We start from the raw sequence: 26,673 nt of genomic DNA, 5'->3' as shown, positions 1-26,673 counted from the left end.
GCCGCTCTCCCTCCTTCTCCGCGCGGGTGTTTAACTTTTGTATAACTTTGTCTATAAAAAAAATTTTTTTCGACAGTTTTCACCGATTGTGGACAAATATTTACACATCATGTGGACGAAACTGTCCACACATTATCCACATTTTGTGGATAATGAGAAAAAATTATTAAATTATCCAGAGTAAAAACAACAATATAATAGCAGATAGATACATATGTTGCAATGGTTTTAAAAATATTATCCACAAATCAAAAAAGGTGTGAAAAAATTTTACCCACAAGGTTATAAGATGTGAAAAACTTGTCGATAAATGTTGTGGATACAAAAAAACGACAAAAAAAATATCCACAGTAATAATCACAATATATTCAAAAAAAGATACTCCCGGAGTAGTTGACATTTCTCTTAATTTCTCACTATAATTAGAAAGACTGTCTTTTAACAGTTATTCCTCAGGGAGGTGTCATATATGAAAAGAACGTATCAACCAAACAAACGGAAGCGTAGCAAAGTACACGGTTTCCGTGCGCGTATGAGCACAAAGAACGGAAGAAAAGTTCTTGCTCGCCGTCGTCGTAAAGGAAGAAAAGTATTATCTGCATAGGCCACTGAACGATCAGTGGTCTTTTTTCTAACGGGAGTGACAATTGAGGTGTGATGAAAGCACATGAAAAAAAAATATCGCATAAAAAAGAATGAAGAATTTCAAGAAGTATTTAAAAAAGGAACATCGGTGGCGAATCGGCAGTTTGTTTTGTATGTTCTCGATAAACCAGAGCAACCGTATTTTCGCATCGGGTTGTCCGTTAGCAAGAAAATAGGGAAAGCGGTCGTTCGGAATCGTGTGAAACGATATATTCGCCAAGTGTTTCACGAAGAGCGCGATCGAATTGAGATAGGCAAAGACTATGTTATTATTGCGCGAATGCCGGTAGCTACGATGGAGTATGAAGAGACGAAAAAAAGCTTATTGCACGTTTTAAGACGAGCAAACGTTTTTCATTAAATGTTTGCTCGACCGATATGCTAAAATATTTCATGGAATGTATAAAGTAAGGGGGAAAAAACGAGTGAAAAAAAGGCAGGTCGCATGGCTGTTTTTACTTCTTGCTGTTGTATTAGCAGGATGTTCGGAAATTAACCAACCTATTACGGCGGAGAGTAAGGGATTTTGGAACGAATATATCGTTTACCCGCTATCTTGGTTAATTACATATACGTCTGAGTTATTTGGTTCGAATTACGGCTTAGGTATTATCGTCGTAACTATTTTGATTCGTTTAGCTATTTTGCCGTTAATGATTCAACAAACGAGAAATTCTAAGGCGATGCAAGCGTTGCAACCGGAATTGCAAAAACTTCGCGAAAAATACAGTTCAAAAGACGCGCAAACGCAGCAAAAGCTCCAACAAGAAACGATGTTACTTTTCCAAAAACACGGTGTCAATCCGTTAGCTGGTTGTTTGCCGCTATTTATTCAAATGCCGATTTTAATTGGATTTTACCATGCTATTATGCGCACAGAAGAAATTGCACGCCATAATTTTTTATGGTTTGACTTAGGTGAAAAAGATCCGTTTTTCATCTTGCCACTTGTCGCAGGGGTCACAACATTTATTCAGCAAAAGATAATGATGGCTGGCACCGAGCAGCAAAATCCACAAATGGCGATGATGCTTTGGTTAATGCCAATTATGGTCGTTGTTTTTGCGATCAACTTCCCAGCAGCACTTTCGCTTTATTGGGTAGTTGGAAACTTGTTTATGATTGCACAGACGTATTTCATTAAAGGACCAGACTTAAAAGCAACGAAACAAGCTGGGGGAACAGGAAAGTGAAACGAATCACGATGAGGGGCCAAACGGTAGAAGAGGCAGTGGACAAAGCGTTAGCGCAATTACATTTGTCGAAAGAAGCGGTCGATATTGTTGTTGTGCAACAAGAAAAAAAGCCGTTTCTTGGTTTGTTCGGTGGACAAGAAGCAATCGTGGAGATTGTGATCCGTCATCCGTTTGATTGTGTCAAATCGTTTTTAAAACATGTTATTGAGCAGATGGGTGTGCGTGTCCATCTCGCTTTCGAACAGAAAGATGAACATCTCGTCGTCCTGCTTTCAGGTCCAGAGGTTGCACGGGTGATTGGAAAGCATGGCCAAACGTTGAATGCGTTACAATTATTGGCGCAAGGAGTGTTAAATCGCTATACGGATCGTCCGCTTCGCGTTGTTATTGATGCGGAAGGATATCGAAAACGAAGAGAAGAAACACTTGTTCGTTTAGCAAAAAATATGGCGAAAAAAGCGATACAAACGAGGAAAGATATTTCGTTAGAACCGATGAGTGCATGGGAGCGAAAAGTCATTCATACGGCGCTAAGTGATGACGATAGAATACAGACGTTTTCAGCTGGGACGGAGCCGCATCGTCATGTCGTTATTTCACTAAAAAGATAAACATTCTCTAGGGGAAGTCGTTCCTAGAGAATTTTTTTTGTAAATTCAAACGCAGTATGTATGTTGTTATTCACATGTGGATAAGTTAAAATTTACTTGATTACCATTGTGAATAAAACACGAATGATATAGATGTGGATAATTTTGTTTTAAGAAAGAAGGTGAATAGCGTGGAATTCGATACAATTGCAGCGATCTCGACCCCGATGGGTGAAGGGGCGATTGCTATCGTCCGTTTAAGCGGGGATGAAGCGATAAAAATTGTTGATCAACTGTTTGTTGGTGTAGGGGGAAAGAAGCTAAAAGACGTCCCATCTCATACAATTCATTATGGACACATAGTACATCCGGAGACGAAAGAAACGATTGAAGAAGTGATGGTTACGGTGATGAAGGCTCCGAAGACATTTACGCGTGAAGATGTTGTCGAAATTAACTGCCACGGGGGGCTCGTTTCCGTCAACCGCGTTCTTCAACTCGTGTTAGCGTATGGAGCTCGTCTAGCGCAACCTGGAGAATTTACAAAAAGAGCTTTTTTAAATGGGCGTATTGATTTATCCCAAGCAGAAGCGGTCATTGATCTTATTCGCGCCAAAACGGATCGTGCCATGGCTGTTGCATTGAATCAAATGGAAGGTCGTTTATCGAAACTGATTCGTCGCTTGCGCCAAACGATTTTAGAAACGTTGGCACATGTCGAAGTAAATATTGACTATCCAGAATATGACGACGTCGAAGAAATGACGCATCGACTGTTGCTTGAGAAGGCGACAGAAGTGAAAAATGAAATTGAACGGCTACTACAAACGGCACAACAAGGAAAAGTGTTAAGAGACGGACTAGCGACAGTGATTATCGGTCGTCCAAATGTTGGGAAATCATCGTTGTTAAACAGTTTAGCTCATGAAAATCGTGCGATCGTGACGGATATTCCAGGCACAACTCGTGATGTTATTGAGGAATATGTAAATGTTCGTGGTGTACCGCTTCGTTTGCTAGATACAGCGGGCATTCGTGAGACAGAAGACATTGTCGAACGTATTGGGGTCGAGCGGTCACGGAAAGTGTTAAAAGAAGCTGATTTAATTTTGCTTGTACTTAACTACAATGAGCCGCTAACAGTAGAAGATGAGCAGTTGTTTGAAGCGGTCAAAGGAATGGACGCCATTGTTGTTGTTAATAAAACAGACTTACCGAAGCGAATTGATATGGACCGAGTGAAGCAATTAGCGCAAGGATTACCAATTATTACGACATCTCTTTTGGAGGAAAGAGGGATCGAGCAACTTGAAGAGGCGATTGCCTCATTGTTTTTCAGTGGAGATGTAGAGGCGCGCGATTTAACATATGTATCAAACTCGCGTCATATTGCATTGTTGACGCAAGCAAAAAAAGCGATAGAAGAAGCGATTCACGGCATCGAAGCGGGGATGCCGATCGACATCGTGCAAATTGATTTAACGAGAGCGTGGGAATTGTTAGGTGAAATCGTTGGAGATACGGTGCACGAAAGTTTGATTGATCAATTGTTTGCACAATTTTGTTTAGGAAAATAAGGAGGGTGTTTATGCATTACGAGGCAGGATCTTATGATGTTATCGTTGTCGGCGCCGGTCATGCGGGATGTGAAGCGGCGCTTGCTGCTGCACGCATGGGAGCAAGTACGCTAGCAATTACGCTCAATCTCGATATGATTGCTTTTATGCCATGTAACCCATCAATCGGCGGACCTGCAAAAGGGATTGTCGTTCGGGAAATTGACGCATTGGGCGGAGAAATGGGGAAAAACATCGACAAAACGCATATTCAAATGCGAATGTTGAACACAGGAAAAGGACCTGCGGTGCGAGCGTTGCGTGCACAAGCAGATAAATTTTTATATCAACAAGAAATGAAAAAGACGTTAGAAAACCAAGAGAATTTAACGTTATTACAAGGAAAAGTAGAAAAATTAATCGTAGAAGACGGTGTATGTAGAGGTGTCATTACGCATACAGGTGCTCGCTATTATGCTAAGGCTGTCGTTATTACGACAGGAACGTTTTTACGCGGTGAAATTATTATTGGTGACATTAAATATTCAAGCGGTCCGAACAATCAACAGCCATCGATTAAACTTTCAGAGCATTTAGAGGAACTTGGTTTTGAATTAGTTCGCTTTAAAACAGGAACACCACCGCGTGTAAATAGCCATACGATTGATTACAGCAAAACAGAAATTCAGCCGGGAGATGACGTGCCACGAGCGTTCTCCTATGAGACGAAACAATACATTACCGACCAACTTCCTTGTTGGCTCACTTATACGACAGAAGAAACGCACCGAATCATCGATGAAAATTTACATTTGTCACCGATGTATTCAGGAATGATTAAAGGGACAGGTCCGCGTTATTGTCCATCAATTGAAGATAAAATCGTCCGTTTCCATGATAAACCACGTCATCAAATTTTCCTTGAACCAGAAGGAAGACATACGCAGGAAGTATATGTACAAGGTTTATCGACAAGTTTGCCGGAGCATATTCAACGTCAAATGTTAGCGACAATACCGGGGCTAGAGAAGGCACAGCTCATGCGTGCTGGTTATGCGATTGAGTATGATGCTATCGTTCCAACACAGCTATGGCCAACGTTAGAAACAAAAGTTGTTCAACGACTATATACAGCAGGCCAAATTAACGGGACATCTGGATATGAAGAAGCAGCTGGTCAAGGGCTTATTGCCGGCATTAATGCCGCTTGTAAAGCGCTTGGAAAAGAGGAGTTAATTTTAAGCCGCTCAGAAGCATATATTGGTGTTTTAATTGATGACCTTGTGACAAAAGGAACGAACGAGCCATATCGCTTGCTAACATCCCGTGCAGAATATCGTCTTTTATTACGTCACGACAATGCCGATTTACGTTTAACGGAAATTGGCTATAAAATCGGTTTAATTTCACAAGAGCGATATGAGAAGTTTGTCGCAAAGAAAGAAGCGATCGAAGCGGAAAAGAAACGCTTAAAATCTTACATCATTAAGCCAACCCCACAAGTACAACAACTTATTCGGGATGCCGGGGGAAGCGAGTTAAAAGACGGCATTCGTGCAGCTGACTTGTTAAAGCGTCCAGAAATGACGTACGAGCACATTCAAATGATTGCACCAGCGGAACAACCGATTGATCCTGAAGTAGCAGAGCAAGTAGAAATTCAAATTAAATACGAAGGATATATTGAAAAATCGCTACAACAAGTTGAAAAATTAAAGAAAATGGAAAATAAAAAAATTCCAGAAGACATTGATTACGATGCGATTACAGGATTGGCGACAGAGGCGCGTCAAAAACTAAAACAAGTTCGTCCGCTTTCCATTGCACAAGCGTCACGCATTTCGGGAGTCAATCCGGCAGACATTTCGATTTTATTAGTGTATTTAGAGCAGGGAAAAATCGCACGTGTGTCAAATGAATAAAGAGGGATGAATGATGGATGTAAAGGTATTTCAACAAATGTTAGAGGAGAAAGGAATTTCGCTTTCTCCTCAACAACTTACTCAATTCGAAACATATTATCAATTGCTCGTTGAATGGAACGAGAAAATGAATTTAACGGCGATCACAGACGAAGAAGGCGTGTACTTGAAGCATTTTTTTGATTCCATCACACCTGCTTTTTATTATGATTTTTCGCAATCATTATCTATTTGCGATGTTGGAGCAGGGGCTGGTTTTCCGAGTATACCGCTAAAAATTTGCTTTCCTCATCTACATGTATCAATTGTTGATTCATTACAAAAACGAATCACATTTCTGAATCATTTAGCGGCACAACTTGGGCTTGAAGGAGTAGCCTTTTATCATGATCGCGCCGAGACGTTTGGACAAAAAAGTGTACGTGAGTCATTTGACGTCGTCATGGCTCGTGCTGTTGCTCGTTTATCTGTCTTAAGTGAGCTCTGTTTGCCACTTGTGAAAGTGGGAGGAACGTTTATTGCAATGAAAGGTGCATCAGCACAAGAAGAGCTTGAACAAGGAAAAACGGCTATTCGTGTTTTAGGTGGCGAAGTGGCGAAAGTCGAACAATTTTTATTGCCAATTGAAGAAAGTGAACGAGCAATCGTTTTTGTCGAGAAAAAAAGAAAAACACCGAAGAAATATCCACGCAAACCAGGGGTACCAAACAAGCTTCCGATTGAATGAATGTTTTGAGTTCTCAAAGGTGGTGTCAGGGGGAAATGAAGCATCCTTTTTCGCGATTTTTCAACTTTGGTGAAAAAGAGCAAGAAGAAATTGTCATACCGAATGAAGAAATAAAACGAATCGCCATTTCACAAATTGTTCCAAACCGTTTTCAGCCGCGAACCATTTTTGTTGAAGATAAAATTGACGAACTTGCTCAAACGATTCGCACGCATGGGATGATTCAACCGATTGTTGTTCGAGAATGCGAAGATGGAAAGTTCGAAATTATTGCCGGAGAACGAAGATGGCGGGCGGCACAAAAACTCGGTTGGACAGATATACCTGCCATTATTAAAAATTTAAATGATACGGAAACAGCCTCTGTTGCTTTAATTGAAAACTTACAGCGAGAAGAACTAACTCCGATTGAAGAAGCGGTTGCTTATGCGCGTTTGCTAGAATTGCATAATTTAACGCAAGAAGCGTTAGCACAACGGCTTGGAAAAGGACAATCGACGATCGCTAACAAACTTCGCTTATTAAAACTCCCTCAAGAAGTACAAGAAGCGTTATTGCAACGTCAAATTACCGAAAGGCATGCTCGTGCGTTAATTGTGCTGAAAGATTACGATAAACAGTTAAAATTGCTTGAAGAGATTATTCAAAAGCAACTCAACGTGAAACAGACAGAAGATCGAGTCGCGAAAATGCTAGAAGAAAGCGACGATGAAAAGCGCCCGAAGCCGAAACGAAAATCGTTAAGTAAAGACATGCGCATCGCTGTCAATACGATTCGTCAGTCGTTGACGATGGTTGCTGATAGCGGTGTTGCGATCGATTCAGAAGAAGAAGAGTTTGAAGACTATTATCAAATTACCATCCGCATCCCGAAGAAACAAAAATAACACCTCATCCAAAATGACGATGAGGTTTTCTTTTTGTATATGAAAATATTGAAAAATTCGTGATACAATAAAAGTATTATAAGCAAAGGATGGGGAGCATTGTGGGGAAAATTATTGCGATTGCCAATCAAAAAGGCGGTGTTGGCAAAACGACGACAGCGGTAAATTTATCTGCTTGTTTAGCTCATATGGGGAAGAAAACATTGCTTGTCGATATCGATCCGCAAGGAAATGCGACAAGCGGTATTGGTGTGGAAAAACATGACATCGAACAATGTGCTTACGATCTGCTAGTTGACGAAGTAGACGTACGTCAAGTTATTCGTCCAACAAATATCGATCGTTTACATATTATTCCTGCCACCATTCAACTAGCTGGTGCCGAAATCGAACTCGTTCCGATCGTTTCGCGGGAAGTGCGCTTACAAAAAGCGTTAAGCCCGATTAAAGATGCATATGATTTTATTATTATCGACTGCCCACCTTCACTCGGATTGTTAACGATTAATGCTTTAACTTCAGCAGATACAGTATTGATCCCCGTTCAATGTGAATATTACGCATTGGAAGGACTGAGCCAATTATTAAATACAATTCGCCTCGTACAAAAACATTTAAATTCCAATTTACGCATTGAAGGTGTGTTGTTGACAATGTTTGATGCGCGTACAAATCTTGGTATTCAAGTCATTCAAGAAGTGAAGAAGTATTTTCGCGAAAAAGTGTATGAAACGATCATTCCGCGCAACGTTCGGCTAAGTGAAGCACCAAGCCACGGAAAGCCGATTATTTTGTACGATGCGAAATCGCGGGGGGCGGAAGTATACGCAGATTTTGCGAAAGAGGTGATCGCAAATGGCTAAAGGGCTTGGAAAAGGCATTCATGCTCTTTTTACTAATTTAGAAGCAGAAAAAGGGGAAACGGTTCAAGACATTGAAATTCAACAACTTCGTCCAAATCCATATCAACCGCGTAAAACGTTTCATGAACAAGCGCTAGAAGAATTAAAGCAATCCATTATGGAACATGGGATCATCCAGCCGCTTATCGTTCGCCAAACAATTAAGGGATATGAAATTGTCGTAGGTGAACGTCGCTTTCGAGCGGCACAACTAGCAGGATTAAAAACTGTCCCGGCCGTTGTACGTGAACTTTCGGATGAAAAAATGATGGAAATTGCATTGCTTGAAAATTTACAGCGTGAAGACTTAAATCCGATTGAGGAAGCGACAGCATATCAATTATTGCTTACAAAATGCAAATTGACGCAGGAAGAGTTGGCGAAACGATTAGGGAAGAGCCGTCCACATATTGCCAACCATCTACGCCTTCTTTCACTTCCAAGTGATGTGCAACAAATGATTGAAGAAGGTACATTATCGATGGGGCACGGTCGAGCATTACTTGCATTAAAAAACAAACAAAAACTTTCAGCGGTTATTGAACGAGTTATTCAACAATCGCTCAATGTTCGCCAACTTGAGGCGCTTATTCAACAATTGAATGAAAATGTTCCACGTGAAACATTGAAAAAGAAAGAAGAGAAAAATATATTTTTAACGCAAAGCGAAGCGCTGTTACGCGAACGGTTAGGAACGTCAGTATCCATTAAAAAACATCGAAAAAAAGGGAAAATTGAAATCGAATTTTTCTCTGAGGAAGATTTAACACGTATTTTACAATTGTTGAACGCATATGACGAATATATGGATGAATGAGGGATGTGAAACATTTTGGTTTTGCTCGGTACGGTTGTGAACGGCATATGTATTCTTATTGGAGCACTGTTAGGGGCCATATTTCGGAATATTCCTGAACGCATAAAATCAACGGTAATGAGTGGGATTGGGCTTTCTGTCGTCGTTCTTGGTGTCAAAATGGGATTAGAAAGCAATCAGTTTTTAATTGTAATTATTAGTTTAGTTGTCGGTGGGGTATTAGGAGAAATATGGGACATTGAAGAAAAACTCGAAAGGCTAGGGAAATGGGTGGAGAAACGAGCAGGATATGGAGCAGAAGGAGCGATTTCTAAAGGATTTGTGAGCGCTACGCTCCTGTTTGTCGTCGGTTCGATGGCCATTGTCGGTGCGTTACATAGCGGGTTAAGAGGTGATCATCTCGTATTGTATACAAAGTCGATTTTGGACGGCTTTGCGAGCATCATCTTAACCGCTACGTTTGGCATCGGTGTTATTTTTTCCGCTATTCCTGTTGTCGTTTATCAAGGCTCCATCGCCTTAATGGCTACGCAAATCGATCGGTTCATTCCGCCAAGCGCCCTTGAGGCATTTATCGCTGAATCGACCGCGACAGGCGGAATTTTAATTGTTGCGATCGGATTGAACATGTTGAATCTTACATCTGTTCGTGTAGCGAACTTATTGCCAAGCATTTTAGTCAATGCCTTGATCGTTGCGTTTATGCATGTGTTATTCGAATAACTTATATTTCAGTTCATTTGTCTGCAATGATGCAAGCCGCTGATGTTTCTTTAGTTGCATACCTGCTTCATAAATACCTGTGGCGATCGTTTCCGCCATACTCATGACTAAATGAAGTCTCGTGTTTTGTAATACGAAAAATTCCATAAATCCACTCACATTGACGATCCCAGTAATGTGAGCATCGCCGACAGACGGGAGATTTTTATTGACAGCCGCCCCTGGTTTTAATGACCCTTTTTCAACTGTGACCATCCCAACGTTTTTCACACGACCAAGGCAAGCATCGACAGCGATGATAAATGAATGTTTATGTTGTTGTTGAATATCTTTTAGTCGATCTTCTAAATTAACAGCATGAATCGGATCTTTTAACGTTCCGTACACATAAAACGGCAACGCTCCTTTTTGTTCCAGCATTGTACCGACAAGTGGTCCGAGCGAATCGCCAGTTGAACGATCTGTACCGATACACATGATGATAATTGGTGTATGTATAGAAGCTGGTAGTAAGCGTAAAATGGATGATGAAAGTTGAACTGCCGCGTTTGGCCCATCGTAAAAAAATTTATTTTGCATATGTCCGTTCCCTCCTCCGGTTAAATAACGTGGTAACAGTATACGGAAAAATGTGAATATATATACATTGGGCGATGTAGAAAGTTCGTGCGCTACAAATGTAAGCAAAATACTGTTACAATAACTTATGCGCAAACAAAGAAGCTTGTATAGGTTATTTTGCTACAGCGGAGGTGGCTTGAATGGAGCAAACGAAAAAAATATATGACCGTATTGTTGAACAAATATTAGAAGGTGACTGGCTCGTCACAGTTGGTGTTAGCTTGTTTAAAATCATAGCGATTATTTTATTGGCTTCGATTTTGTTAAAGGTGATCAAATTGACGATTACCAAATTTTTCGCCGTTCGTCAAAAGGCGCCGATTCGGTTATCGGAACGAAGAGAAGCAACGTTAATGCGACTGCTGAACAATATGGCGACGTATACCATTTACTTTATTACGTTTGTGATGATTTTAGACGCTGTAGGCGTCGATATTCGTGCGATTTTAGCGGGAGCTGGAATCGTTGGATTGGCGGTTGGATTTGGGGCGCAAAACCTTGTTCGTGATATTATTACAGGATTTTTTATTATCCTTGAAGATCAGTTTGCCGTCGGAGATTATGTGCGCATCGGAACATTTGAAGGGCATGTTGAGGAAATCGGATTGCGCACAACGAAGTTAAAAAGTTTTACAGGTGAAGTGCATATTTTGCCGAATGGAACGATTACACAAGTGACGAACTTTTCTTTGAATAATAGTGTGGCAGTTGTCGATGTAAGTATTGCGTATGAAGGTGATTTAGAGCAGGCAGAGGCTGTTATTCGCGAAGTGTTAGAGGAAATGCCAAGTAAATATGAAGACATCGTCAGTCCACCAGAGTTGTTAGGAGTACAAAATTTAGGACCGTCTGAAGTGGTCATGCGCATTACATGCGAGACGAAGCCGATGCGTCATTGGCACATCGCACGTGCGTTGCGAAAAGAGATTAAGCTTCGCTTGGACGAGCGTGGAATTGAAATCCCGTTTCCTCGTTTAGTTCTCTATAGTCGCGAACAACAAGCGGAACGTGCTTAAACAACGGAAAGGAGTGTGCTATATTGAATAAGGAGTATGGCATGCATGATATCGTTGAAATGAAAAAGGAACATCCTTGCGGTACAAATCGCTGGAAAATTATTCGGATGGGTATGGATATTCGAATTAAGTGTGAAGGATGCGGTCATAGCGTATTGCTGCCGCGAAAAGAGTTTGAGAAAAAAATGAAAAAAGTGCTCATAAAGCACGAGGAATAGACGAAGAGAGGAGTTTCATTATGGGTTTAACAGCAGGAATTGTTGGTCTTCCGAACGTCGGAAAATCAACGTTATTTAATGCAATCACAAAAGCGGGCGCTGAGTCTGCAAACTATCCGTTTTGTACGATCGAACCAAACGTTGGCATTGTTGAAGTGCCAGATGAGCGTCTAAAAACATTGACGGAATTATTTAATCCAAAACGTACGGTTCCAACTGTATTTGAGTTTACGGATATCGCAGGAATCGTGAAAGGTGCAAGTAAAGGTGAAGGATTAGGAAATAAGTTTTTATCGCACATCCGCCAAGTTGATGCCATTTGTCAAGTTGTGCGATGCTTTGCTGACGAAAATATTACGCATGTGGCGGGGAAAGTAGACCCGATTGCTGACATTGAAACAATTAACTTAGAACTTATTTTTGCTGATCTAGAGACGGTAGATAAGCGGATAGATCGCGTTGGGAAAATGGCAAAACAAAAAGATAAAGAAGCAGTATTTGAATATGACATTTTAAGTCGCTTGAAAGAAACATTCGAAGCAGGAAAACCAGCTAGAACGCTTTCATTTACGGAAGAAGAAATGAAAGTCGTGAAGCAATTGCATTTATTAACGATCAAACCGATGTTATACGTCGCTAACGTCGGAGAAGAAGATTTAGCGGATCCGAACAGCAATGAGTACGTGCAACAAGTAAAAGCATTTGCGAAAGAAGATAATGCAGAAGTCATCGTTGTATGTGCTAAAGTTGAGGCGGAGATGGCGGAGTTAGATGATGAAGAAAAAGAGTTATTTTTACAAGAACTTGGCATTGAACAATCAGGATTAGACCAACTTATTCGTGCATCATACAGCTTGCTCGGGCTTGCTACGTACTTCACAGCGGGCGAACAAGAAGTGCGGGCATGGACGTTCCGGAAAGGAATGAAAGCACCGCAATGTGCGGGAATTATTCACTCTGATTTTGAACGAGGATTTATTCGTGCAGAAACGGTATCATATGACGATTTAGTTGCGGCAGGATCGATGGCGGCTGCGCGTGAAGCAGGAAAAGTACGACTAGAAGGAAAAGATTATGAAGTGCAAGATGGCGATATTATTCATTTCCGTTTTAACGTCTAATCTTGCATATGGACGACGTTCATGATATAATCATCAAATGTGAGTAATGATATATTGCTCCTTGCTCTGTAGAGAGCCGTGTAGACCAAAAGGAGGTGACTGTGTCGTGATGAGAAAGTACGAAATTATGTACATTATCCGTCCAAACATGGAAGAAGAAGCGAGAAAAGCAGTTGTTGAACGTTTTAACAACGTTTTAACTGAAAATGGCGCGGAAATTACGAACGTAAAAGAATGGGGTAAGCGTCGTCTCGCTTATGAAATTCAAAAATTCCGTGACGGTTACTACATGATTTTAAACGTTGTTGCGAAGCCAGCGGCAGTTCAGGAATTTGACCGTTTAGCACGCATCAGCGAAGATATCATTCGTCATATCGTCGTGAAGGAAGAAGAATAATTTCCTCATGAATAGGAGTGGTTCTGATGATTAATCGCGTAATTCTCGTCGGAAGACTGACGAAAGATCCAGAATTACGCTATACTCCAAATGGAGTTGCTGTTGCCACGTTTACGCTAGCGGTGAACCGAACATATACAAACCAACAAGGTGAACGTGAAGCAGATTTTATTAACTGTATCGTTTGGCGCCGACAAGCTGAAAATGTGGCCAACTACTTGAAAAAAGGTAGTTTAGCTGGAGTAGAAGGTCGAATTCAAACGAGATCGTACGAAAACCAAGAAGGAAAACGAGTATATGTGACAGAGGTTGTCGCCGATAGCGTGCAGTTTTTAGAGCCGCGAGGTGGCGGTGAGCAACGTGGCATGGCATCAGGCAGCTATGGCGAGCCGTTTCCATTTGGATCAAATCAGAACCCGAACCAAGGACGTAACAGCGGATTTAGTCGAATTGATGATGATCCATTTGCGAACGATGGACAACCAATCGACATATCGGATGATGATTTGCCGTTTTAATATAATATTAATTGGAGAAAGGAGGATATATGATGGCAGGACGTAAAGGTGGACGCACAAAACGTCGTAAAGTTTGCTACTTTACAGCAAACGGAATTACGCACATCGACTACAAAGATGTAGACACATTAAAGAAATTCATTTCTGAGCGCGGTAAAATTTTACCTCGTCGCGTAACAGGTACGAGTGCAAAATATCAACGTAAGTTAACGATTGCGATTAAGCGTGCTCGTCAGATGGCTTTACTACCATACGTTGCGGGCGAATAAAAAGAGAAAGCAGTAAGGGGGACGGAGCCTTACTGCTTTTTGTTTTCAAGGAGGGAAAAAGATGAAAAACGCTCGTGTATTGACGGAAGGAGCGGTGCAACTTGCCATTTTTACAGTGCTCCTTTTACTTAGTTTATATATGCCGGTTTTTGGAATGGTCACTACGTTTTTTTTGGCGATCCCCTTTCTTTTATTTACGATGCGCCATACATATAAAAATGGCTTGCTTTTACTTGCTGCATCATTTGTCCCATCCATTTGGTTCGGTTCGTTTTTGTCTATTCCGATGACGTTTATGTTTGCAAGTAGCGGAGTTGCGATGGGGCATGTTTGGCGCAAAAAGGGTGGAAAATATGCTGTTTTACTTGTTGGCACCCTTTCTTTTTTACTTAGTATGATTATAATTTATGCGGGCTCTGTTTTGTTTTTCGATATTCACATTGGCAAACAAATTGAAGAAATAATGCAACAATCATTTCAAAGTGCAAAAGCGGTGTTAGAGCAACTAGGACAGCCGGTAAATGAGCAGTTTGAAAAAACGATGAAACAAACGATGGACGTTGTCATCGATTTATTGCCGACTGCGTTCGTTTTCGCCGCTGCATGTTTTGCTTGGATTACTCAACAAGCTGCCTTACCTATTTTAAAACGCTTAAACATGCCGATCGGTAATTGGCAGCCGTTTCGCGAGCTCGTTTTACCGAAAAGTTTGTTATGGTACTATTTAGCGGTTATGCTTTTGTTATTTTTCCCAATCGAGCACGGTTCATTTCCTTATGTTGCGTTGCTTAATTTGTTTCAAGTTTTACAGCTACTTATGACCATTCAAGGATTTTCGTTCGTTTTTTATTGGATGCACCATAAAAAAATGGGGCGTAAAGGCGCTATTGCCATTGTCGTTCTATCGCTATTTTTCCCTTTTTTACTTCACCTCGTGCGAATATTAGGTATAATTGATTTAGGATTTGATTTACGAAAGAAGCTGAAAGATTAATGATGCAAGGAGCTGACGTTCATGTCGAGTTTATATGAAAAGCAGAGGCATCGCTATCCCTTGTATGTTTTAATCGGTATTACGTTTGTACTGCTTATCATTGTTACGTATTTTGAATGGATGATTGGGATAGTCGCTGCTGTGCTCCTTGGCCCTACGTTATTTCACGTATTTCGATCGTATAAAGTTGCTCAAGAGGAAATTGAAGATTACATTTCTACTCTCTCTTACCGGATAAAAAAAGTTGGGGAAGAAGCGTTAATGGGGATGCCAATTGGTATTATGCTCATTAACGATGAGTTAGAAATTGAATGGACGAACTCTTTTTTATCTTCTTGTTTCGGAGTGGATACGCTCGTTGGACAATCATTATATGATGTTGCTGAGCAACTCGTTCCACTCATAAAAACAGAGGCAACAGAAGAAGTCATTACATTTCGTGATCGAACGTTTAAAGTCATTATTCGCCGAGAAGAACGATTGCTTTACTTTTTTGATATTACCGAGCAAGCACAATTAGAGCAAAAATATGAGCAGGAAAAAATCGTATTAGGTGTCATTTTCCTTGATAATTACGATGATGTGACGCAAGGGATGGATGATCAAACGAAAAGCCAACTCAATAGTCAAGTGACATCCATCTTAAATAGATGGGCGAGCGAATATGGTCTATTTTTGAAACGGACATCATCGGACCGCTTTGTTGCTGTGTTAAACGAACATATTTTACAGCAACTCGAAAAAAATAAATTTTCTATTTTAGATGAAGTGCGTGAGCAGACAGCGAAAAATCATGTGCCGTTAACACTAAGTATCGGAATAGGGACAAACTCCCCGTCTTTGCCAGAACTCGGTACGTTAGCACAGTCTAGTTTAGATTTAGCGCTTGGACGCGGTGGTGATCAAGTCGCGATTAAACAACCGAATGGAAAAGTAAAATTTTATGGTGGCAAAACGAATCCGATGGAAAAGCGGACAAGGGTTCGAGCTCGCGTTATATCACATGCATTGAAGGAGCTCATTTTAGAAAGTGAACAAGTGTTTATTATGGGGCATAAATATCCTGATATGGATGCGATCGGTTCGGCGATCGGTATTTTAAAAGTGGCTCAAATGAATGAGAAAGAAGCGTTTATTGTTATTGATACGAGCCGAATTGATTCCGGTGTACAACGATTGCTTGAAGAAGTGAAAAAGCAAACGGAGCTCTGGTCGCGGTTTATTTCCCCCGAGCAAGCGTTAGAGTTGGCGACAGAAGATACGTTGCTTGTTGTCGTAGATACGCATAAACCTTCGCTCGTTATAGAAGAACGGTTGTTGTTACGATTAGATCGGGTTGTTGTGATTGACCATCATCGTCGTGGCGAAGAGTTCATTGAAGATCCGATTCTCGTATATATGGAGCCATATGCTTCGTCTACATCAGAGCTCGTAACAGAATTGTTACAATACCAACCAAAGCTTTCAAAATTATCTATGCTCGAGGCAACAGCTTTGCTAGCAGGCATCGTTGTCGATACGAAAAGTTTCACATTACGCACAGGATCAAGAACGTTTGATGCAGCTTCATATTTACGCGCACAAGGGGCGGATACGACACTTGTCCAAAAACTGTTAAAAGAAAATATTGAGCATTACATTAAGCGTGCTAAAATAATTGAGAACGCTATCATTGATGAGCACGGGTTTGCGATTGCAAAGGGAAGCGCCAATGAAACATATGATCCCGTTTTAATTGCTCAAGCAGCGGATACGCTATTATCTCTAAATGGTGTTGTCGCTTCGTTTGTTATTTCGAAGCGAAACGATCAAATGATCGGAATTAGTGCCCGTTCGTTAGGAGATGTGAATGTGCAGTTAATTATGGAAAAACTTGATGGTGGTGGTCATCTCACGAATGCGGCCACTCAGCTTGCCAATATTACAATCGATGAAGCAGAAAAGCGATTGAAGGAAGCCATTCGAGAATATATTGCAGGAGGTAAGGACACATGAAAGTGATCTTTTTAAAAGATGTGAAAGGAAAAGGAAAAAAAGGGGAAGTAAAAAACGTTGCTGATGGTTATGCGCAAAACTTTTTATTTAAACAAGGATTAGCGGTCGAGGCAACCCCAGCCAACTTAAAAGCATTAGAAGCGCAAAAAAATAAACAAAAGAAAGAAGCGGAAGAAGAGTTAGCGCGAGCGAAGCAACTGAAAGAAAAAATTGATACGTTAACCGTCGCATTGTTTGCGAAAGCTGGTGAAGGTGGTCGTCTATTCGGTTCAATTACGAGCAAGCAAATTGCGGAGGCGCTTCAGCAACAACATGATATTAAAATTGATAAACGAAAAATTGAATTAGATGACGCCATTCGAGCGCTTGGCTATACAAATGTACCAATTAAACTTCATCCAGAAGTAACTGCTACATTAAAAGTACATGTACAAGAGCAAAAGTAATGAAATGTGATTTTATGCCGGATTTTTTCCGTGCATATAATCACATTTTTCTTATGAGAAAGGACGGTGAGCGTACATGACAGACATATTTGCTGATCGACTCCCCCCACAAAATATCGAAGCTGAACAAGCTGTGCTCGGAGCGATTTTACTAGAGCCATCCGCGCTCACAACCGCTTCAGAAATATTAATTCCCGAAGATTTTTATCGAGCGGCACATCAAAAAATTTTCCGAACGATGTTACAACTATCTGATCGTGGCGAGCCCGTTGATTTAGTGACGGTTACATCGGAACTAGCAGATGCAAATGCGCTTGAAGAAGTAGGAGGCGTGTCATATTTAACAGAACTTGCCAATTCCGTTCCAACAGCGGCGAATGTGCACTATTATGCAAAAATTGTAGAAGAAAAATCCATTTTGCGCCGTTTAATTCGCACGGCTACATCGATTGCTCAAGACGGTTATACGCGTGAAGATGAAGTCGAAGATGTGTTAAATGAAGCTGAACGTAAAATTTTAGAAGTATCGCAACGAAAAAATACGACGGGATTTCAAAATATAAAAGATGTGCTTGTTCAAGCGTATGACAACATCGAAATGCTTCATAACCGAAAAGGTGAGATCACGGGAATTCCAACAGGTTTTATTGAACTTGATCGAATGACAGCAGGATTTCAACGAAGCGATTTTATTATTGTTGCTGCTCGTCCGTCTGTCGGGAAAACAGCGTTTGCATTAAATATTGCCCAAAATGTGGCGACACGTACAGGTGAGAACGTGGCCATTTTCAGCTTAGAAATGGGAGCACAACAGCTTGTGATGCGTATGCTTTGTGCAGAAGGAAACATTAATGCGCAAAACTTGCGGACCGGCAAACTTACGCCAGAAGATTGGGGAAAGTTGACGATGGCGATGGGAAGTCTTTCGAATGCTGGTATTTTTATTGACGATACGCCGAACATTCGTGTTAGTGAAATTCGTGCCAAATGCCGTCGCTTAAAACAAGAACAAGGACTTGGTATGATATTGATCGACTACTTGCAGCTCATTCAAGGAAGTGGACGCAATCGTGAAAATCGTCAACAAGAAGTATCGGAAATTTCCCGCTCGCTAAAAGCGCTAGCTCGTGAATTAGATGTTCCTGTTATCGCTTTATCTCAGCTTTCGCGTAGCGTGGAGCAACGTCAAGATAAGCGACCGATGATGTCTGACTTGCGCGAATCGGGAAGTATTGAACAAGACGCGGATATTGTTGCTTTTTTATATCGTGATGATTATTACGACAAAGAATCAGAAAACAAAAACATTATCGAAATTATTATTGCGAAACAACGGAACGGTCCTGTTGGTACTGTACAACTTGCTTTTGTAAAAGAGTACAACAAGTTTGTCAACTTAGAGCGCCGCTTCGATGATGCAAACGTTCCACCTGGAGCTTAATTTATACGAATAAAAAACATAAATGAATATATAAACGTTCGGTTTTTTATTGATTTTTCGTAGTTGATTTGGTACACTTACTATGTTTGGAATTGATGAAGCGGAGGTGCTCGCTATGTCTTCAGTTGTTGTTGTTGGAACACAATGGGGCGATGAGGGAAAAGGAAAGATTACAGACTTTTTATCACAGCATGCAGAAGTGATTGCGCGATATCAAGGTGGAAATAACGCCGGACATACGATTGTATTTAACGGCGAAAAGTATAAATTACATTTAATCCCTTCTGGTATTTTTTATAAAGATAAAATTTGTGTGATTGGAAATGGAATGGTTGTCGATCCGAAAGCGCTCGTGCAAGAATTAGCGTATTTGCATGAGCGTGGTGTAAGCACAGACAATTTACGCATTAGCAATCGCGCACATGTGATTTTGCCTTATCATTTAAAGCTTGATGAAGTAGAAGAAGAACGAAAAGGGGCTAACAAAATCGGAACGACGAAAAAAGGCATTGGCCCTGCTTATATGGATAAAGCGGCACGTGTCGGCATTCGAATCGCAGATTTGCTCGACCGCGAAGTGTTTGAAGAAAAATTAGCGCGCAATTTAGCAGAGAAAAATGTGCTTTTTGAAAAAGTGTACGGTGTTGAAGGATTTAAATTAGAACACATTCTTGATGAATATTACGAATATGGACAGCAAATTGCCAAATATGTTTGTGACACATCTGTCGTATTAAACGATGCACTTGATGAAGGGCGACGCGTTTTATTTGAAGGCGCGCAAGGCGTTATGTTAGATATTGATCAAGGAACGTATCCGTTTGTTACGTCATCAAATCCTGTTGCTGGTGGGGTTACGATTGGTGCAGGTGTTGGTCCGACAAAAATTAAACATGTTGTTGGTGTAGCTAAAGCATATACAACACGTGTTGGTGACGGTCCGTTTCCAACAGAGTTAAACAACGAAATTGGTGATCGCATTCGTGAAGTAGGTCGTGAATACGGAACGACAACCGGGCGTCCACGCCGTGTCGGTTGGTTTGATAGCGTCGTTGTTCGTCATGCGCGTCGTGTTAGTGGAATTACAGATTTATCATTAAACTCGATCGACGTGTTAACAGGTATTGAAACGTTGAAAATTTGTGTTGCTTATCGTTACAAAGGACAAATCATAGAGGAGTTTCCGGCGAGTTTGAAAGTATTAGCGGAATGTGAGCCGGTATATGAAGAATTGCCGGGATGGACGGAAGATATTACGGGTGTAAAAAGTTTAGACGAGCTTCCAGCTAATGCACGTCGTTATGTTGAGCGCATTTCGCAATTAACGGGTATTCCGCTTTCGATTTTCTCGGTCGGACCAGACCGCTCTCAAACGAATGTTGTCCGCAACGTATATGCATAAGAAAAACGTCGATGACTCGTTCGTCGGCGTTTTTTTAAAAAAACTATTGTCTTATTACTAATTATATAATAGAATAATAGATGTCTGTTGAAATACGGTTCCGTGGTGTAGGGGTTAACATGCCTGCCTGTCACGCAGGAGATCGCGGGTTCGAATCCCGTCGGAACCGCCATTTTTATTGAAATAGCAATGCGATAAAAATTGGGAAGTTAGTTATACATATGGCTCGGTAGCTCAGTCGGTAGAGCAAAGGACTGAAAATCCTTGTGTCGGCGGTTCGATTCCGTCCCGAGCCACTTGCAAGCATAGATACGTATATGTGTCTATGCTTTTTTGTTTTATAATGGTGACATGGTACACTATATGTAAATATGCCTTTGGGGAGTGAACGTACATGGAAAAAAAAATTTTAGTTGTCGACGATGAAAAGCCAATTGCTGATATTTTGCAATTTAATTTAAGAAAAGAAGGGTACGACGTACATTGTGCATATGACGGTGTAGAAGCGCTGCAAAAAGTAGAAGACATTCAACCGGATTTAATTTTATTAGATATTATGCTACCTCAAAAAGATGGCATGGAAGTATGTCGTGAAATTCGTAAAAAATACGATATGCCTATTATTATGCTAACAGCAAAGGACTCTGAAATAGATAAAGTGCTTGGGCTAGAACTTGGCGCAGACGATTACGTGACGAAACCATTTAGCACACGCGAGCTGTTAGCGCGCGTCAAAGCGAATTTACGTCGCCACCAACAAAGACAAGAACAAGATGTAAAAGAAATGAGCGAAATAAAAATTGGTCCGCTCACGATTCACCCAGATGCTTACACGGTATCGAGACGAGGAGAACAAATTGAGTTAACCCATCGAGAATTTGAACTACTTCACTATTTAGCAAAGCATATCGGACAAGTGATGACGCGCGAACATTTACTGCAAACGGTATGGGGATATGACTATTTTGGCGATGTGCGTACCGTGGATGTCACCGTTCGACGTTTGCGTGAAAAAATCGAAGATAACCCTTCGCACCCGACATGGATTGTAACAAGACGAGGGGTCGGGTATTACTTACGAAATCCGGAACAGGAGTAACCGCATGAGAAAAGTGAGCATATTTCAATCGATTCATGTGAAATTTGCCTTGATTTACATTTTACTTATTTTAATTGCGATGCAAATTATTGGGGCTTATTTTGTACGTCAGTTGGAAGCGCAGCTTGTTGAAAACTTTAAAAATTCATTAAACGAGCGCGTTATTTTACTTGCTTATAACATTGAACAAGAAATGAACAAAGAACGCGATAAAAAGAGTCCGACGATCGAGGAAGAAATTCGTTCTATTTTACAAGACTTCGTTTCGCAAGATATTTCCGAAGTGCGCGTCATTGATCATAAAAGTAAAGTGTTAGGGACATCGAACCCATATAATCAAAATATTGTCGGAAAGCGCATGACAGACTTATTAATTAAACGAACGTTAGTGGCCGGTGAAATGACAGAAAAAATGCGCGTTGACCCGAAAACAGGTCATCGCATGTATATTTCTTCTACGCCTATTAAAGTGAAAAATGAAATTAAAGGGGCGATTTATGTCATCGCCTCGATGGAGAACGTTTTTGCGCAAATGAGGCAAATTAATAACATTTTAGCGACTGGAACGGGCATTGCTTTAGTCATTACGGCGTTATTAGGCATTTTATTAGCACAGACGATTACACGACCAATTTCAGATATGCGTAAACAAGCATTGGCAATGGCAAAAGGTAATTTTTCTCGAAAAGTAAAAGTGTATGGATACGATGAAATTGGACAACTCGCGCTCAGTTTTAACAACTTAACGAAAAAATTGCAAGAAGCGCAAGCAACGACAGAAGGAGAGCGACGTAAATTAGAATCGGTATTAACACATATGACAGATGGGGTTATTGCAACAGACCGAAAAGGACGAATCATTTTAATTAACGATGCCGCCCTCAACATTTTAAATGTTTCACGTGAAACAGTGCTTTCAGCACCGATTGTGACGGTATTAGGATTAGATGAACAATATACGTTCGAAACGTTAATTGAAGAACGTGAAACGTTAATTTTAGACTTTAGTACGGACGACGAAATGTATATTTTGCGCGCTTCTTTATCTGTCATTCAAAAAGAAAAAGGGCTTGTGAATGGCTTAATTGTCGTACTGCATGACATTACAGAGCATGAAAAAATTGACCGTGATCGTCGCGAGTTTGTAGCCAATGTGTCCCATGAATTGCGAACGCCGTTAACAACGATGCGCAGTTATTTAGAGGCACTGGCGGACGGAGCGTGGCGAGATGAAGAAATTGCTCCGAGATTTATTGAAGTGACACAAAACGAAACAGAACGAATGATTCGTCTCGTTAATGATTTGTTACAGCTTTCTAAGCTCGACAGTAAAGACTATAAATTGAAAAAAACACGTGTACATTTTATTCCATATTTCCATAAAGTCATTGATCGATTTGAATTAACAAAAAAAGAAAATGTTTCGTTTGTTCGTGACTTTCCAGATGAAAAAATAATTGTTTATATGGATGAAGATAAAATTACTCAAGTGCTTGATAATATTATTTCGAACGCGCTTAAATACTCGCCACAAGGCGGAACAATTACGTTTCGTGTTGAAAAAGTAGAAGATTACATTCAAGTAAGTGTGAAAGATGAAGGAGTCGGCATTCCGAAATCCGATTTATCGAAAATTTTTGAGCGTTTTTATCGTGTCGACAAGGCACGTTCGCGTAAGCTCGGCGGAACAGGATTAGGTCTTGCGATTGCAAAAGAGGTTGTCGTTGCACATGGTGGGCGTATTTGGGCAGAAAGTCAAGAAAGAAAAGGGACAACCATTTACTTTACTTTGCCGATTGAACAACAGAAAAAAGGATGAAAACGATGAAATACGAAACGATCAAGTCAATTGTATTGACGATTCTTGTATGTACGAGCGTTTTTTTAACGTGGAGTTTATGGACGTATCAACCGAAATATGATTTCATCGAAAACGCAAAATACATTCAAAATGTTCCTGTCAGTAATGTCGCCGTTGATTATGGCACAGTCATTCAGCCTCGTTATATTTTCATTCATAAAAATGAACAACATTATGGGATAACACATCATTCGGACATTTATAAATTTATGAAAGAGATGAAAAATTGGACATTCGATCATTTCGAAAACATATCAAGCACGATAAAGAAAGAACAATTTCTTTCCAGGCGTGTTGATTAACCAATAATATCCATAAAAAACATAGAAAAAAGAGCACCTTTCCTGTAGAATGTAAGTAACAACACAAACAAACCTAGGAGGTGCTCTCTATGCACAAGCATACCACACTCCCAAATTTGATGCAAAAAATTGTTTCTGATGAAGATCTCCAGTCGATTACCGAAGCCGTTGGCTACCATGACACTTCGCGGACGTTTACGGTGCGCACGTTGGTTGATTTTTTTCTGCTGGCGGCACTTCACGAATGGAAAAGTTTCCGTCATGGTGCCGATGTGGCGAAAATGTACGGATTGCCGACGTTTCATTACTCGACGGTTTCTAAGAAAGCGAAAGAAGTTCCGTACGAGGTGATGAAGCGCTTATTTGCTTTGGTTGTTTCTAAGTGCAATCGCCAAACCCGCCGTTCGCTTCGCTTTCCAAAAGCATTGCGTATAGTAGACTCCACGACCGTCACCGTGGGGAAAAACCGCCTGACATGGGCACCCTATCATGGGGAACGATCCGGAGTGAAAATGCACGTCGCGTATTCCCCTGAGCAACAAATGCCGAGCGACATCGTAGAAACCGTAGGGTTGCGCCACGATGGACCGGTGGGAGAGCGGCTCACAGACGTACAAACGGTTCTTGTCGAAGATCGAGCGTACTTTAAAATTGAACGCCTCGATCGGTTTGTCGAACAGAAGCAACCGTTTGTGATTCGGATGAAAGACAATGTCGAGATCCATCAAAAAAAGAGCCTAAAGCGCCTTTCTTCCTCCTCTTCTTCTATTGTGGCGGATTTTACTTGCCAGTTAGGAACGAAACAATGTCGTTCCAAAAAGCGCCATCGCGTCGTGATCTTTCAGGATGCGAACGGGCATGAAATCCGTGTGGTCACGAACGTCTTAGAGGCATCGGCGGAAAAGATTGCCGAGATGTATCAAGAACGTTGGACAGTGGAAGTGTTTTTCCGATGGATCAAGCAATATCTAAACGTTCCGACCTTATTTGGCAACAACGAGCATGCGGTATACAACCAACTTTTTGCGGCATTTATCGCTTATGTGTTACTGAGATGGCTATATCATCGAACGGAAAAACGGACAACCTCGTCCCTTACCTTTCTTTCGTTTGTCCGTCGTTTTTTCTCTGGGCAACTTCCTCTCGAATGGAAATCCGAGATGGCAGCTGTCTTATTTGAGTATGCCCGAATATATGGGAGGAGTATGCCTAATTTTGGATAATCAACAGCCGTGATTTCTTTCCTTTATCCGTGGAAAAGGAAAAATTGAAATTATTTATCCCGATGACATACCGATTGAAATGTATCGAACGATGTTTCAGTTTGAAGATCAAGATGTCGAAAAAGTTCAGTTCGATCGCATCATCATTCCGATGAATGAAAACGAAGGAGAGGTGACTGTCTATTTCGTATCTGTCAATGAAAAGCGTATATATAAAGCGGTTGTTCAAGATGCAGCAATCGAAAATTTGAAACAAACATATTATGCGCGGGCAGAACGTTATACCCCGTTTTTATCTTATGACATTAGCGAAACAAAATCGTTGTTTTTACCAGCGCGTCCGCTCGTATTAAACCGATTGCAATATTATATGGATGAGTTAAGTACAGATCGTTTTAAAGATGCATTATTTACAGACCCAAGTTTTGTGAAAAAAGATGTACTCGATTTTGGCGAGGAATACACAGATGGATCACGCTTAATGGACGTTGATTTATCTAAAAAATTACTGTTGTACGTCAATCCAGCAGCTCGTGGTGAAACACAAACGTTTGACCCAACTATTTTGCAAAAAAGTATTGATTTTGTGAACGATCATGGCGGTTGGACAGACACGTATTATTTTGATCGCTTAGACGAAAACGGGAGAAAAGTAACTTTTCGTTTGTTCGCCAATGGCTACCCTGTATTTAATCGTTACGGAATGGCGGAAATTGTGCAAATATGGGGGGAAAACGAGATTATAAATTACCAACGTCCGTTATTCACATTAGCGATTCCCGACCGCGTGAGTTTGCCAATTACACTTTCGTCTGGATACGAAGTCATCGATCAGTTGAAAAAACAAAAAAATATTCAACATGAATTTATTGACGACATTTCAATTGGCTACGAACTTGTTCGCGATTCAGAGCGAGAAAATATCGTCGTTTTAGAACCATCTTGGTATTGTTTGTATAACGGAACGTGGCGGAAAATTGTGATGACGACAGATGAACGAAGAGGGGATATCATTGGATTGGAGTAAAACGAAAACCATTTTTATTATTACATTCCTCATTCTTGATATATTTTTAGGTTATCAATTTATCCAGAAAAAAAATAGTAGCCAGCTTGATGTCATTTTAGAAGCGACAATCGAGGAACAGCTCGAAGCGGATGGCATTACATATGTCGATTTACCAAAAGAGATCACAAAATCGACATATGTGAGTGGGAAAAGTAAAACATTCACAGAAGATGAAGTGAAAAAATTAACGAACCAACAAGTCGAAGCTGCAAATGAAACGGTGCTACAAGCCCATTTTATTAAACCCATTCCCCTACAAGACCCGAAAGATGGCTATCGGTTAACGGAATTTTTAAAGCAAAATATAATTGCTGGTGATCAATATACGTTTTGGAAATATGATGAGCATTTACAAGCGCTCATTTATTTTCAGCAATATGACGGAAAAACAATTTATAAAAATATGAGCAGTATGTTACTTATTTATGTGAACGACAAAAATGAGATGGTCGGTTATGAACAAACATTGCTCATCGACTTAGAAAAGGATGAGAAAAAGCAAGAGATTTTACCAGCGATTAAAGCGTTAGAAACGTTGTATAAACGAAATTACTTAAAGCCGGGCGATCGAGTAACAAAAATCGATCTTGGCTATTATGCACTTGTCCAATTTACTGCTTCGCAAGTATTAACACCGACGTGGCATGTTGTTGTGAATGGAGAAACGGATTATTATGTCAAATGCATTTGAAGGACAAGTGATTAGTGATGAAAAT

The 26,673-nt window shown here is 40.6% G+C and carries 29 protein-coding genes and 2 tRNA genes; 30 read left to right on the top strand and 1 reads right to left on the bottom strand.

What is annotated here, in order from left to right:
- Positions 1 to 469 precede the first annotated feature (469 nt).
- The 11 genes from rpmH (at position 470) to NSS60_RS14615 (ending at position 9,965) form a co-directional block, all read left to right on the top strand.
- Positions 470 to 604, top strand: a complete 135-nt coding sequence (gene rpmH, locus NSS60_RS14665; RefSeq protein WP_003397591.1) for a 50S ribosomal protein L34 — start codon at positions 470 to 472, stop codon at positions 602 to 604.
- A 63-nt stretch (positions 605 to 667) separates the two neighbouring features.
- Positions 668 to 1,006 carry a ribonuclease P protein component gene (gene rnpA / locus NSS60_RS14660; protein WP_004893265.1) on the top strand — a complete coding sequence of 113 codons (339 nt, stop codon included), beginning with the start codon at positions 668 to 670 and terminating at the stop codon, positions 1,004 to 1,006.
- A 64-nt stretch (positions 1,007 to 1,070) separates the two neighbouring features.
- The gene (gene spoIIIJ, locus NSS60_RS14655; protein WP_004893263.1) at positions 1,071 to 1,838 is read left to right on the top strand and encodes a YidC family membrane integrase SpoIIIJ; all 768 of its coding nucleotides are present in this window, start codon (positions 1,071 to 1,073) and stop codon (positions 1,836 to 1,838) included.
- Positions 1,835 to 2,452 (top strand): RNA-binding cell elongation regulator Jag/EloR, encoded by a 618-nt coding sequence (gene jag, locus NSS60_RS14650; RefSeq protein ID WP_004893262.1) that lies wholly within the window; start codon positions 1,835 to 1,837, stop codon positions 2,450 to 2,452. Before spoIIIJ ends, jag begins: the two co-directional genes overlap by 4 nt.
- 170 nt (positions 2,453 to 2,622) lie before the next feature.
- Complete coding sequence (mnmE, locus tag NSS60_RS14645; protein ID WP_004893260.1) at positions 2,623 to 4,008, top strand: tRNA uridine-5-carboxymethylaminomethyl(34) synthesis GTPase MnmE; 1,386 nt, start codon at positions 2,623 to 2,625, stop codon at positions 4,006 to 4,008.
- 11 nt (positions 4,009 to 4,019) lie between these two features.
- A complete protein-coding gene (gene mnmG, locus NSS60_RS14640; RefSeq protein WP_004893259.1) occupies positions 4,020 to 5,909 on the top strand; it encodes a tRNA uridine-5-carboxymethylaminomethyl(34) synthesis enzyme MnmG in 1,890 nt (629 codons plus the stop codon).
- Positions 5,910 to 5,922: 13 nt separating this feature from the next.
- Positions 5,923 to 6,636: a 16S rRNA (guanine(527)-N(7))-methyltransferase RsmG gene (rsmG, locus tag NSS60_RS14635; RefSeq protein WP_004893258.1), complete on the top strand. Its 714-nt coding sequence runs from the start codon at positions 5,923 to 5,925 to the stop codon at positions 6,634 to 6,636.
- A 35-nt stretch (positions 6,637 to 6,671) separates the two neighbouring features.
- Positions 6,672 to 7,523, top strand: a complete 852-nt coding sequence (noc, locus tag NSS60_RS14630) for a nucleoid occlusion protein (RefSeq protein ID WP_004893257.1) — start codon at positions 6,672 to 6,674, stop codon at positions 7,521 to 7,523.
- Positions 7,524 to 7,624: 101 nt separating this feature from the next.
- On the top strand, positions 7,625 to 8,386 hold the full coding sequence (locus NSS60_RS14625; RefSeq protein ID WP_004893255.1) for a ParA family protein: 762 nt from the start codon (positions 7,625 to 7,627) through the stop codon (positions 8,384 to 8,386).
- Positions 8,379 to 9,242, top strand: coding sequence for a ParB/RepB/Spo0J family partition protein (locus NSS60_RS14620; protein WP_004893254.1), 864 nt, complete (start codon positions 8,379 to 8,381; stop codon positions 9,240 to 9,242). Before NSS60_RS14625 ends, NSS60_RS14620 begins: the two co-directional genes overlap by 8 nt.
- 15 nt (positions 9,243 to 9,257) lie before the next feature.
- On the top strand, positions 9,258 to 9,965 hold the full coding sequence (locus NSS60_RS14615) for a DUF554 domain-containing protein (protein ID WP_004893252.1): 708 nt from the start codon (positions 9,258 to 9,260) through the stop codon (positions 9,963 to 9,965).
- On the opposite strand, the gene yyaC is transcribed toward NSS60_RS14615, so the two are convergent.
- Positions 9,954 to 10,544: a spore protease YyaC gene (gene yyaC, locus NSS60_RS14610; RefSeq protein ID WP_004893248.1), complete on the bottom strand. Its 591-nt coding sequence runs from the start codon at positions 10,542 to 10,544 to the stop codon at positions 9,954 to 9,956. The genes NSS60_RS14615 and yyaC overlap by 12 nt on opposite strands.
- A gap of 182 nt (positions 10,545 to 10,726) precedes the next feature.
- Between yyaC and NSS60_RS14605 the strand changes: the two genes are divergently transcribed.
- The 19 genes from NSS60_RS14605 (at position 10,727) to NSS60_RS14515 (ending at position 26,648) form a co-directional block, all read left to right on the top strand.
- Positions 10,727 to 11,602 carry a mechanosensitive ion channel family protein gene (locus NSS60_RS14605; protein WP_064213887.1) on the top strand — a complete coding sequence of 292 codons (876 nt, stop codon included), beginning with the start codon at positions 10,727 to 10,729 and terminating at the stop codon, positions 11,600 to 11,602.
- Positions 11,603 to 11,643: 41 nt separating this feature from the next.
- Positions 11,644 to 11,820, top strand: coding sequence for a DUF951 domain-containing protein (locus NSS60_RS14600; protein ID WP_194947791.1), 177 nt, complete (start codon positions 11,644 to 11,646; stop codon positions 11,818 to 11,820).
- A gap of 20 nt (positions 11,821 to 11,840) precedes the next feature.
- Complete coding sequence (gene ychF, locus NSS60_RS14595) at positions 11,841 to 12,941, top strand: redox-regulated ATPase YchF (RefSeq protein WP_004893236.1); 1,101 nt, start codon at positions 11,841 to 11,843, stop codon at positions 12,939 to 12,941.
- A gap of 109 nt (positions 12,942 to 13,050) precedes the next feature.
- The gene (gene rpsF, locus NSS60_RS14590) at positions 13,051 to 13,338 is read left to right on the top strand and encodes a 30S ribosomal protein S6 (RefSeq protein ID WP_004893235.1); all 288 of its coding nucleotides are present in this window, start codon (positions 13,051 to 13,053) and stop codon (positions 13,336 to 13,338) included.
- 26 nt (positions 13,339 to 13,364) lie between these two features.
- Complete coding sequence (ssb, locus tag NSS60_RS14585; protein ID WP_004893233.1) at positions 13,365 to 13,856, top strand: single-stranded DNA-binding protein; 492 nt, start codon at positions 13,365 to 13,367, stop codon at positions 13,854 to 13,856.
- Between the two features lie 29 nt (positions 13,857 to 13,885).
- Positions 13,886 to 14,125: a 30S ribosomal protein S18 gene (gene rpsR / locus NSS60_RS14580; RefSeq protein ID WP_004893230.1), complete on the top strand. Its 240-nt coding sequence runs from the start codon at positions 13,886 to 13,888 to the stop codon at positions 14,123 to 14,125.
- Positions 14,126 to 14,186: 61 nt separating this feature from the next.
- A complete protein-coding gene (locus NSS60_RS14575) occupies positions 14,187 to 15,119 on the top strand; it encodes a YybS family protein (protein ID WP_004893228.1) in 933 nt (310 codons plus the stop codon).
- Between the two features lie 21 nt (positions 15,120 to 15,140).
- Positions 15,141 to 17,114, top strand: coding sequence for a DHH family phosphoesterase (locus tag NSS60_RS14570; protein WP_340720941.1), 1,974 nt, complete (start codon positions 15,141 to 15,143; stop codon positions 17,112 to 17,114).
- The gene (gene rplI, locus NSS60_RS14565; protein ID WP_004893223.1) at positions 17,111 to 17,560 is read left to right on the top strand and encodes a 50S ribosomal protein L9; all 450 of its coding nucleotides are present in this window, start codon (positions 17,111 to 17,113) and stop codon (positions 17,558 to 17,560) included. The genes NSS60_RS14570 and rplI overlap by 4 nt, the downstream gene beginning before the upstream one ends.
- Before the next feature lie 76 nt (positions 17,561 to 17,636).
- On the top strand, positions 17,637 to 19,001 hold the full coding sequence (gene dnaB / locus NSS60_RS14560; protein ID WP_004893221.1) for a replicative DNA helicase: 1,365 nt from the start codon (positions 17,637 to 17,639) through the stop codon (positions 18,999 to 19,001).
- 115 nt (positions 19,002 to 19,116) lie between these two features.
- Positions 19,117 to 20,403 (top strand): adenylosuccinate synthase, encoded by a 1,287-nt coding sequence (locus tag NSS60_RS14555; protein ID WP_004893216.1) that lies wholly within the window; start codon positions 19,117 to 19,119, stop codon positions 20,401 to 20,403.
- Positions 20,404 to 20,499: 96 nt separating this feature from the next.
- A tRNA-Asp gene (locus tag NSS60_RS14550) sits at positions 20,500 to 20,575 on the top strand.
- 51 nt (positions 20,576 to 20,626) lie between these two features.
- Positions 20,627 to 20,699: transfer RNA gene (locus tag NSS60_RS14545), tRNA-Phe, on the top strand.
- A gap of 98 nt (positions 20,700 to 20,797) precedes the next feature.
- Positions 20,798 to 21,502, top strand: coding sequence for a response regulator YycF (gene yycF / locus NSS60_RS14540; protein ID WP_004893214.1), 705 nt, complete (start codon positions 20,798 to 20,800; stop codon positions 21,500 to 21,502).
- Between the two features lie 4 nt (positions 21,503 to 21,506).
- Entirely contained in the window at positions 21,507 to 23,321 is a 1,815-nt protein-coding gene (gene walK, locus NSS60_RS14535) for a cell wall metabolism sensor histidine kinase WalK (RefSeq protein WP_004893213.1), read from the top strand.
- 5 nt (positions 23,322 to 23,326) lie between these two features.
- On the top strand, positions 23,327 to 23,665 hold the full coding sequence (yycH, locus tag NSS60_RS14530; RefSeq protein WP_340720940.1) for a two-component system activity regulator YycH: 339 nt from the start codon (positions 23,327 to 23,329) through the stop codon (positions 23,663 to 23,665).
- An 89-nt stretch (positions 23,666 to 23,754) separates the two neighbouring features.
- The gene (locus tag NSS60_RS14525; protein WP_064214037.1) at positions 23,755 to 24,888 is read left to right on the top strand and encodes an IS4 family transposase; all 1,134 of its coding nucleotides are present in this window, start codon (positions 23,755 to 23,757) and stop codon (positions 24,886 to 24,888) included.
- Between the two features lie 25 nt (positions 24,889 to 24,913).
- The gene (locus tag NSS60_RS14520) at positions 24,914 to 25,915 is read left to right on the top strand and encodes a YycH family regulatory protein (RefSeq protein WP_340720962.1); all 1,002 of its coding nucleotides are present in this window, start codon (positions 24,914 to 24,916) and stop codon (positions 25,913 to 25,915) included.
- The gene (locus NSS60_RS14515) at positions 25,902 to 26,648 is read left to right on the top strand and encodes a two-component system regulatory protein YycI (protein WP_004893211.1); all 747 of its coding nucleotides are present in this window, start codon (positions 25,902 to 25,904) and stop codon (positions 26,646 to 26,648) included. The genes NSS60_RS14520 and NSS60_RS14515 overlap by 14 nt, the downstream gene beginning before the upstream one ends.
- Positions 26,649 to 26,673 lie beyond the last annotated feature (25 nt).

Source organism: Anoxybacillus sp. FSL W8-0382, from assembly GCF_038003845.1.
Classification (GTDB): Bacteria; Bacillota; Bacilli; order Bacillales; family Anoxybacillaceae; genus Anoxybacillus; species Anoxybacillus flavithermus_G.
Note: the sequence above shows the minus strand (reverse complement) of the source record. Positions and strands in the feature narration are given on the sequence as shown.

Excerpts from the sequence above, each read along its gene's own strand:
- rpmH (WP_003397591.1), top strand. The coding sequence starts at position 470 with ATGAAAAGAACGTATCAACCAAACAAACGGAAGCGTAGCAAAGTACAC.
- rnpA (WP_004893265.1), top strand. The coding sequence starts at position 668 with ATGAAAAAAAAATATCGCATAAAAAAGAATGAAGAATTTCAAGAAGTA.
- mnmG (WP_004893259.1), top strand. The coding sequence starts at position 4,020 with ATGCATTACGAGGCAGGATCTTATGATGTTATCGTTGTCGGCGCCGGT.
- rsmG (WP_004893258.1), top strand. The coding sequence starts at position 5,923 with ATGGATGTAAAGGTATTTCAACAAATGTTAGAGGAGAAAGGAATTTCG.
- noc (WP_004893257.1), top strand. The coding sequence starts at position 6,672 with ATGAAGCATCCTTTTTCGCGATTTTTCAACTTTGGTGAAAAAGAGCAA.
- NSS60_RS14620 (WP_004893254.1), top strand. The coding sequence starts at position 8,379 with ATGGCTAAAGGGCTTGGAAAAGGCATTCATGCTCTTTTTACTAATTTA.
- yyaC (WP_004893248.1), bottom strand. The coding sequence starts at position 10,544 with ATGCAAAATAAATTTTTTTACGATGGGCCAAACGCGGCAGTTCAACTT.
- NSS60_RS14605 (WP_064213887.1), top strand. The coding sequence starts at position 10,727 with ATGGAGCAAACGAAAAAAATATATGACCGTATTGTTGAACAAATATTA.
- NSS60_RS14600 (WP_194947791.1), top strand. The coding sequence starts at position 11,644 with ATGCATGATATCGTTGAAATGAAAAAGGAACATCCTTGCGGTACAAAT.
- ychF (WP_004893236.1), top strand. The coding sequence starts at position 11,841 with ATGGGTTTAACAGCAGGAATTGTTGGTCTTCCGAACGTCGGAAAATCA.
- rpsF (WP_004893235.1), top strand. The coding sequence starts at position 13,051 with ATGAGAAAGTACGAAATTATGTACATTATCCGTCCAAACATGGAAGAA.
- ssb (WP_004893233.1), top strand. The coding sequence starts at position 13,365 with ATGATTAATCGCGTAATTCTCGTCGGAAGACTGACGAAAGATCCAGAA.
- rpsR (WP_004893230.1), top strand. The coding sequence starts at position 13,886 with ATGATGGCAGGACGTAAAGGTGGACGCACAAAACGTCGTAAAGTTTGC.
- NSS60_RS14575 (WP_004893228.1), top strand. The coding sequence starts at position 14,187 with ATGAAAAACGCTCGTGTATTGACGGAAGGAGCGGTGCAACTTGCCATT.
- NSS60_RS14570 (WP_340720941.1), top strand. The coding sequence starts at position 15,141 with ATGTCGAGTTTATATGAAAAGCAGAGGCATCGCTATCCCTTGTATGTT.
- rplI (WP_004893223.1), top strand. The coding sequence starts at position 17,111 with ATGAAAGTGATCTTTTTAAAAGATGTGAAAGGAAAAGGAAAAAAAGGG.
- dnaB (WP_004893221.1), top strand. The coding sequence starts at position 17,637 with ATGACAGACATATTTGCTGATCGACTCCCCCCACAAAATATCGAAGCT.
- NSS60_RS14555 (WP_004893216.1), top strand. The coding sequence starts at position 19,117 with ATGTCTTCAGTTGTTGTTGTTGGAACACAATGGGGCGATGAGGGAAAA.
- yycF (WP_004893214.1), top strand. The coding sequence starts at position 20,798 with ATGGAAAAAAAAATTTTAGTTGTCGACGATGAAAAGCCAATTGCTGAT.
- walK (WP_004893213.1), top strand. The coding sequence starts at position 21,507 with ATGAGAAAAGTGAGCATATTTCAATCGATTCATGTGAAATTTGCCTTG.
- yycH (WP_340720940.1), top strand. The coding sequence starts at position 23,327 with ATGAAATACGAAACGATCAAGTCAATTGTATTGACGATTCTTGTATGT.
- NSS60_RS14525 (WP_064214037.1), top strand. The coding sequence starts at position 23,755 with ATGCACAAGCATACCACACTCCCAAATTTGATGCAAAAAATTGTTTCT.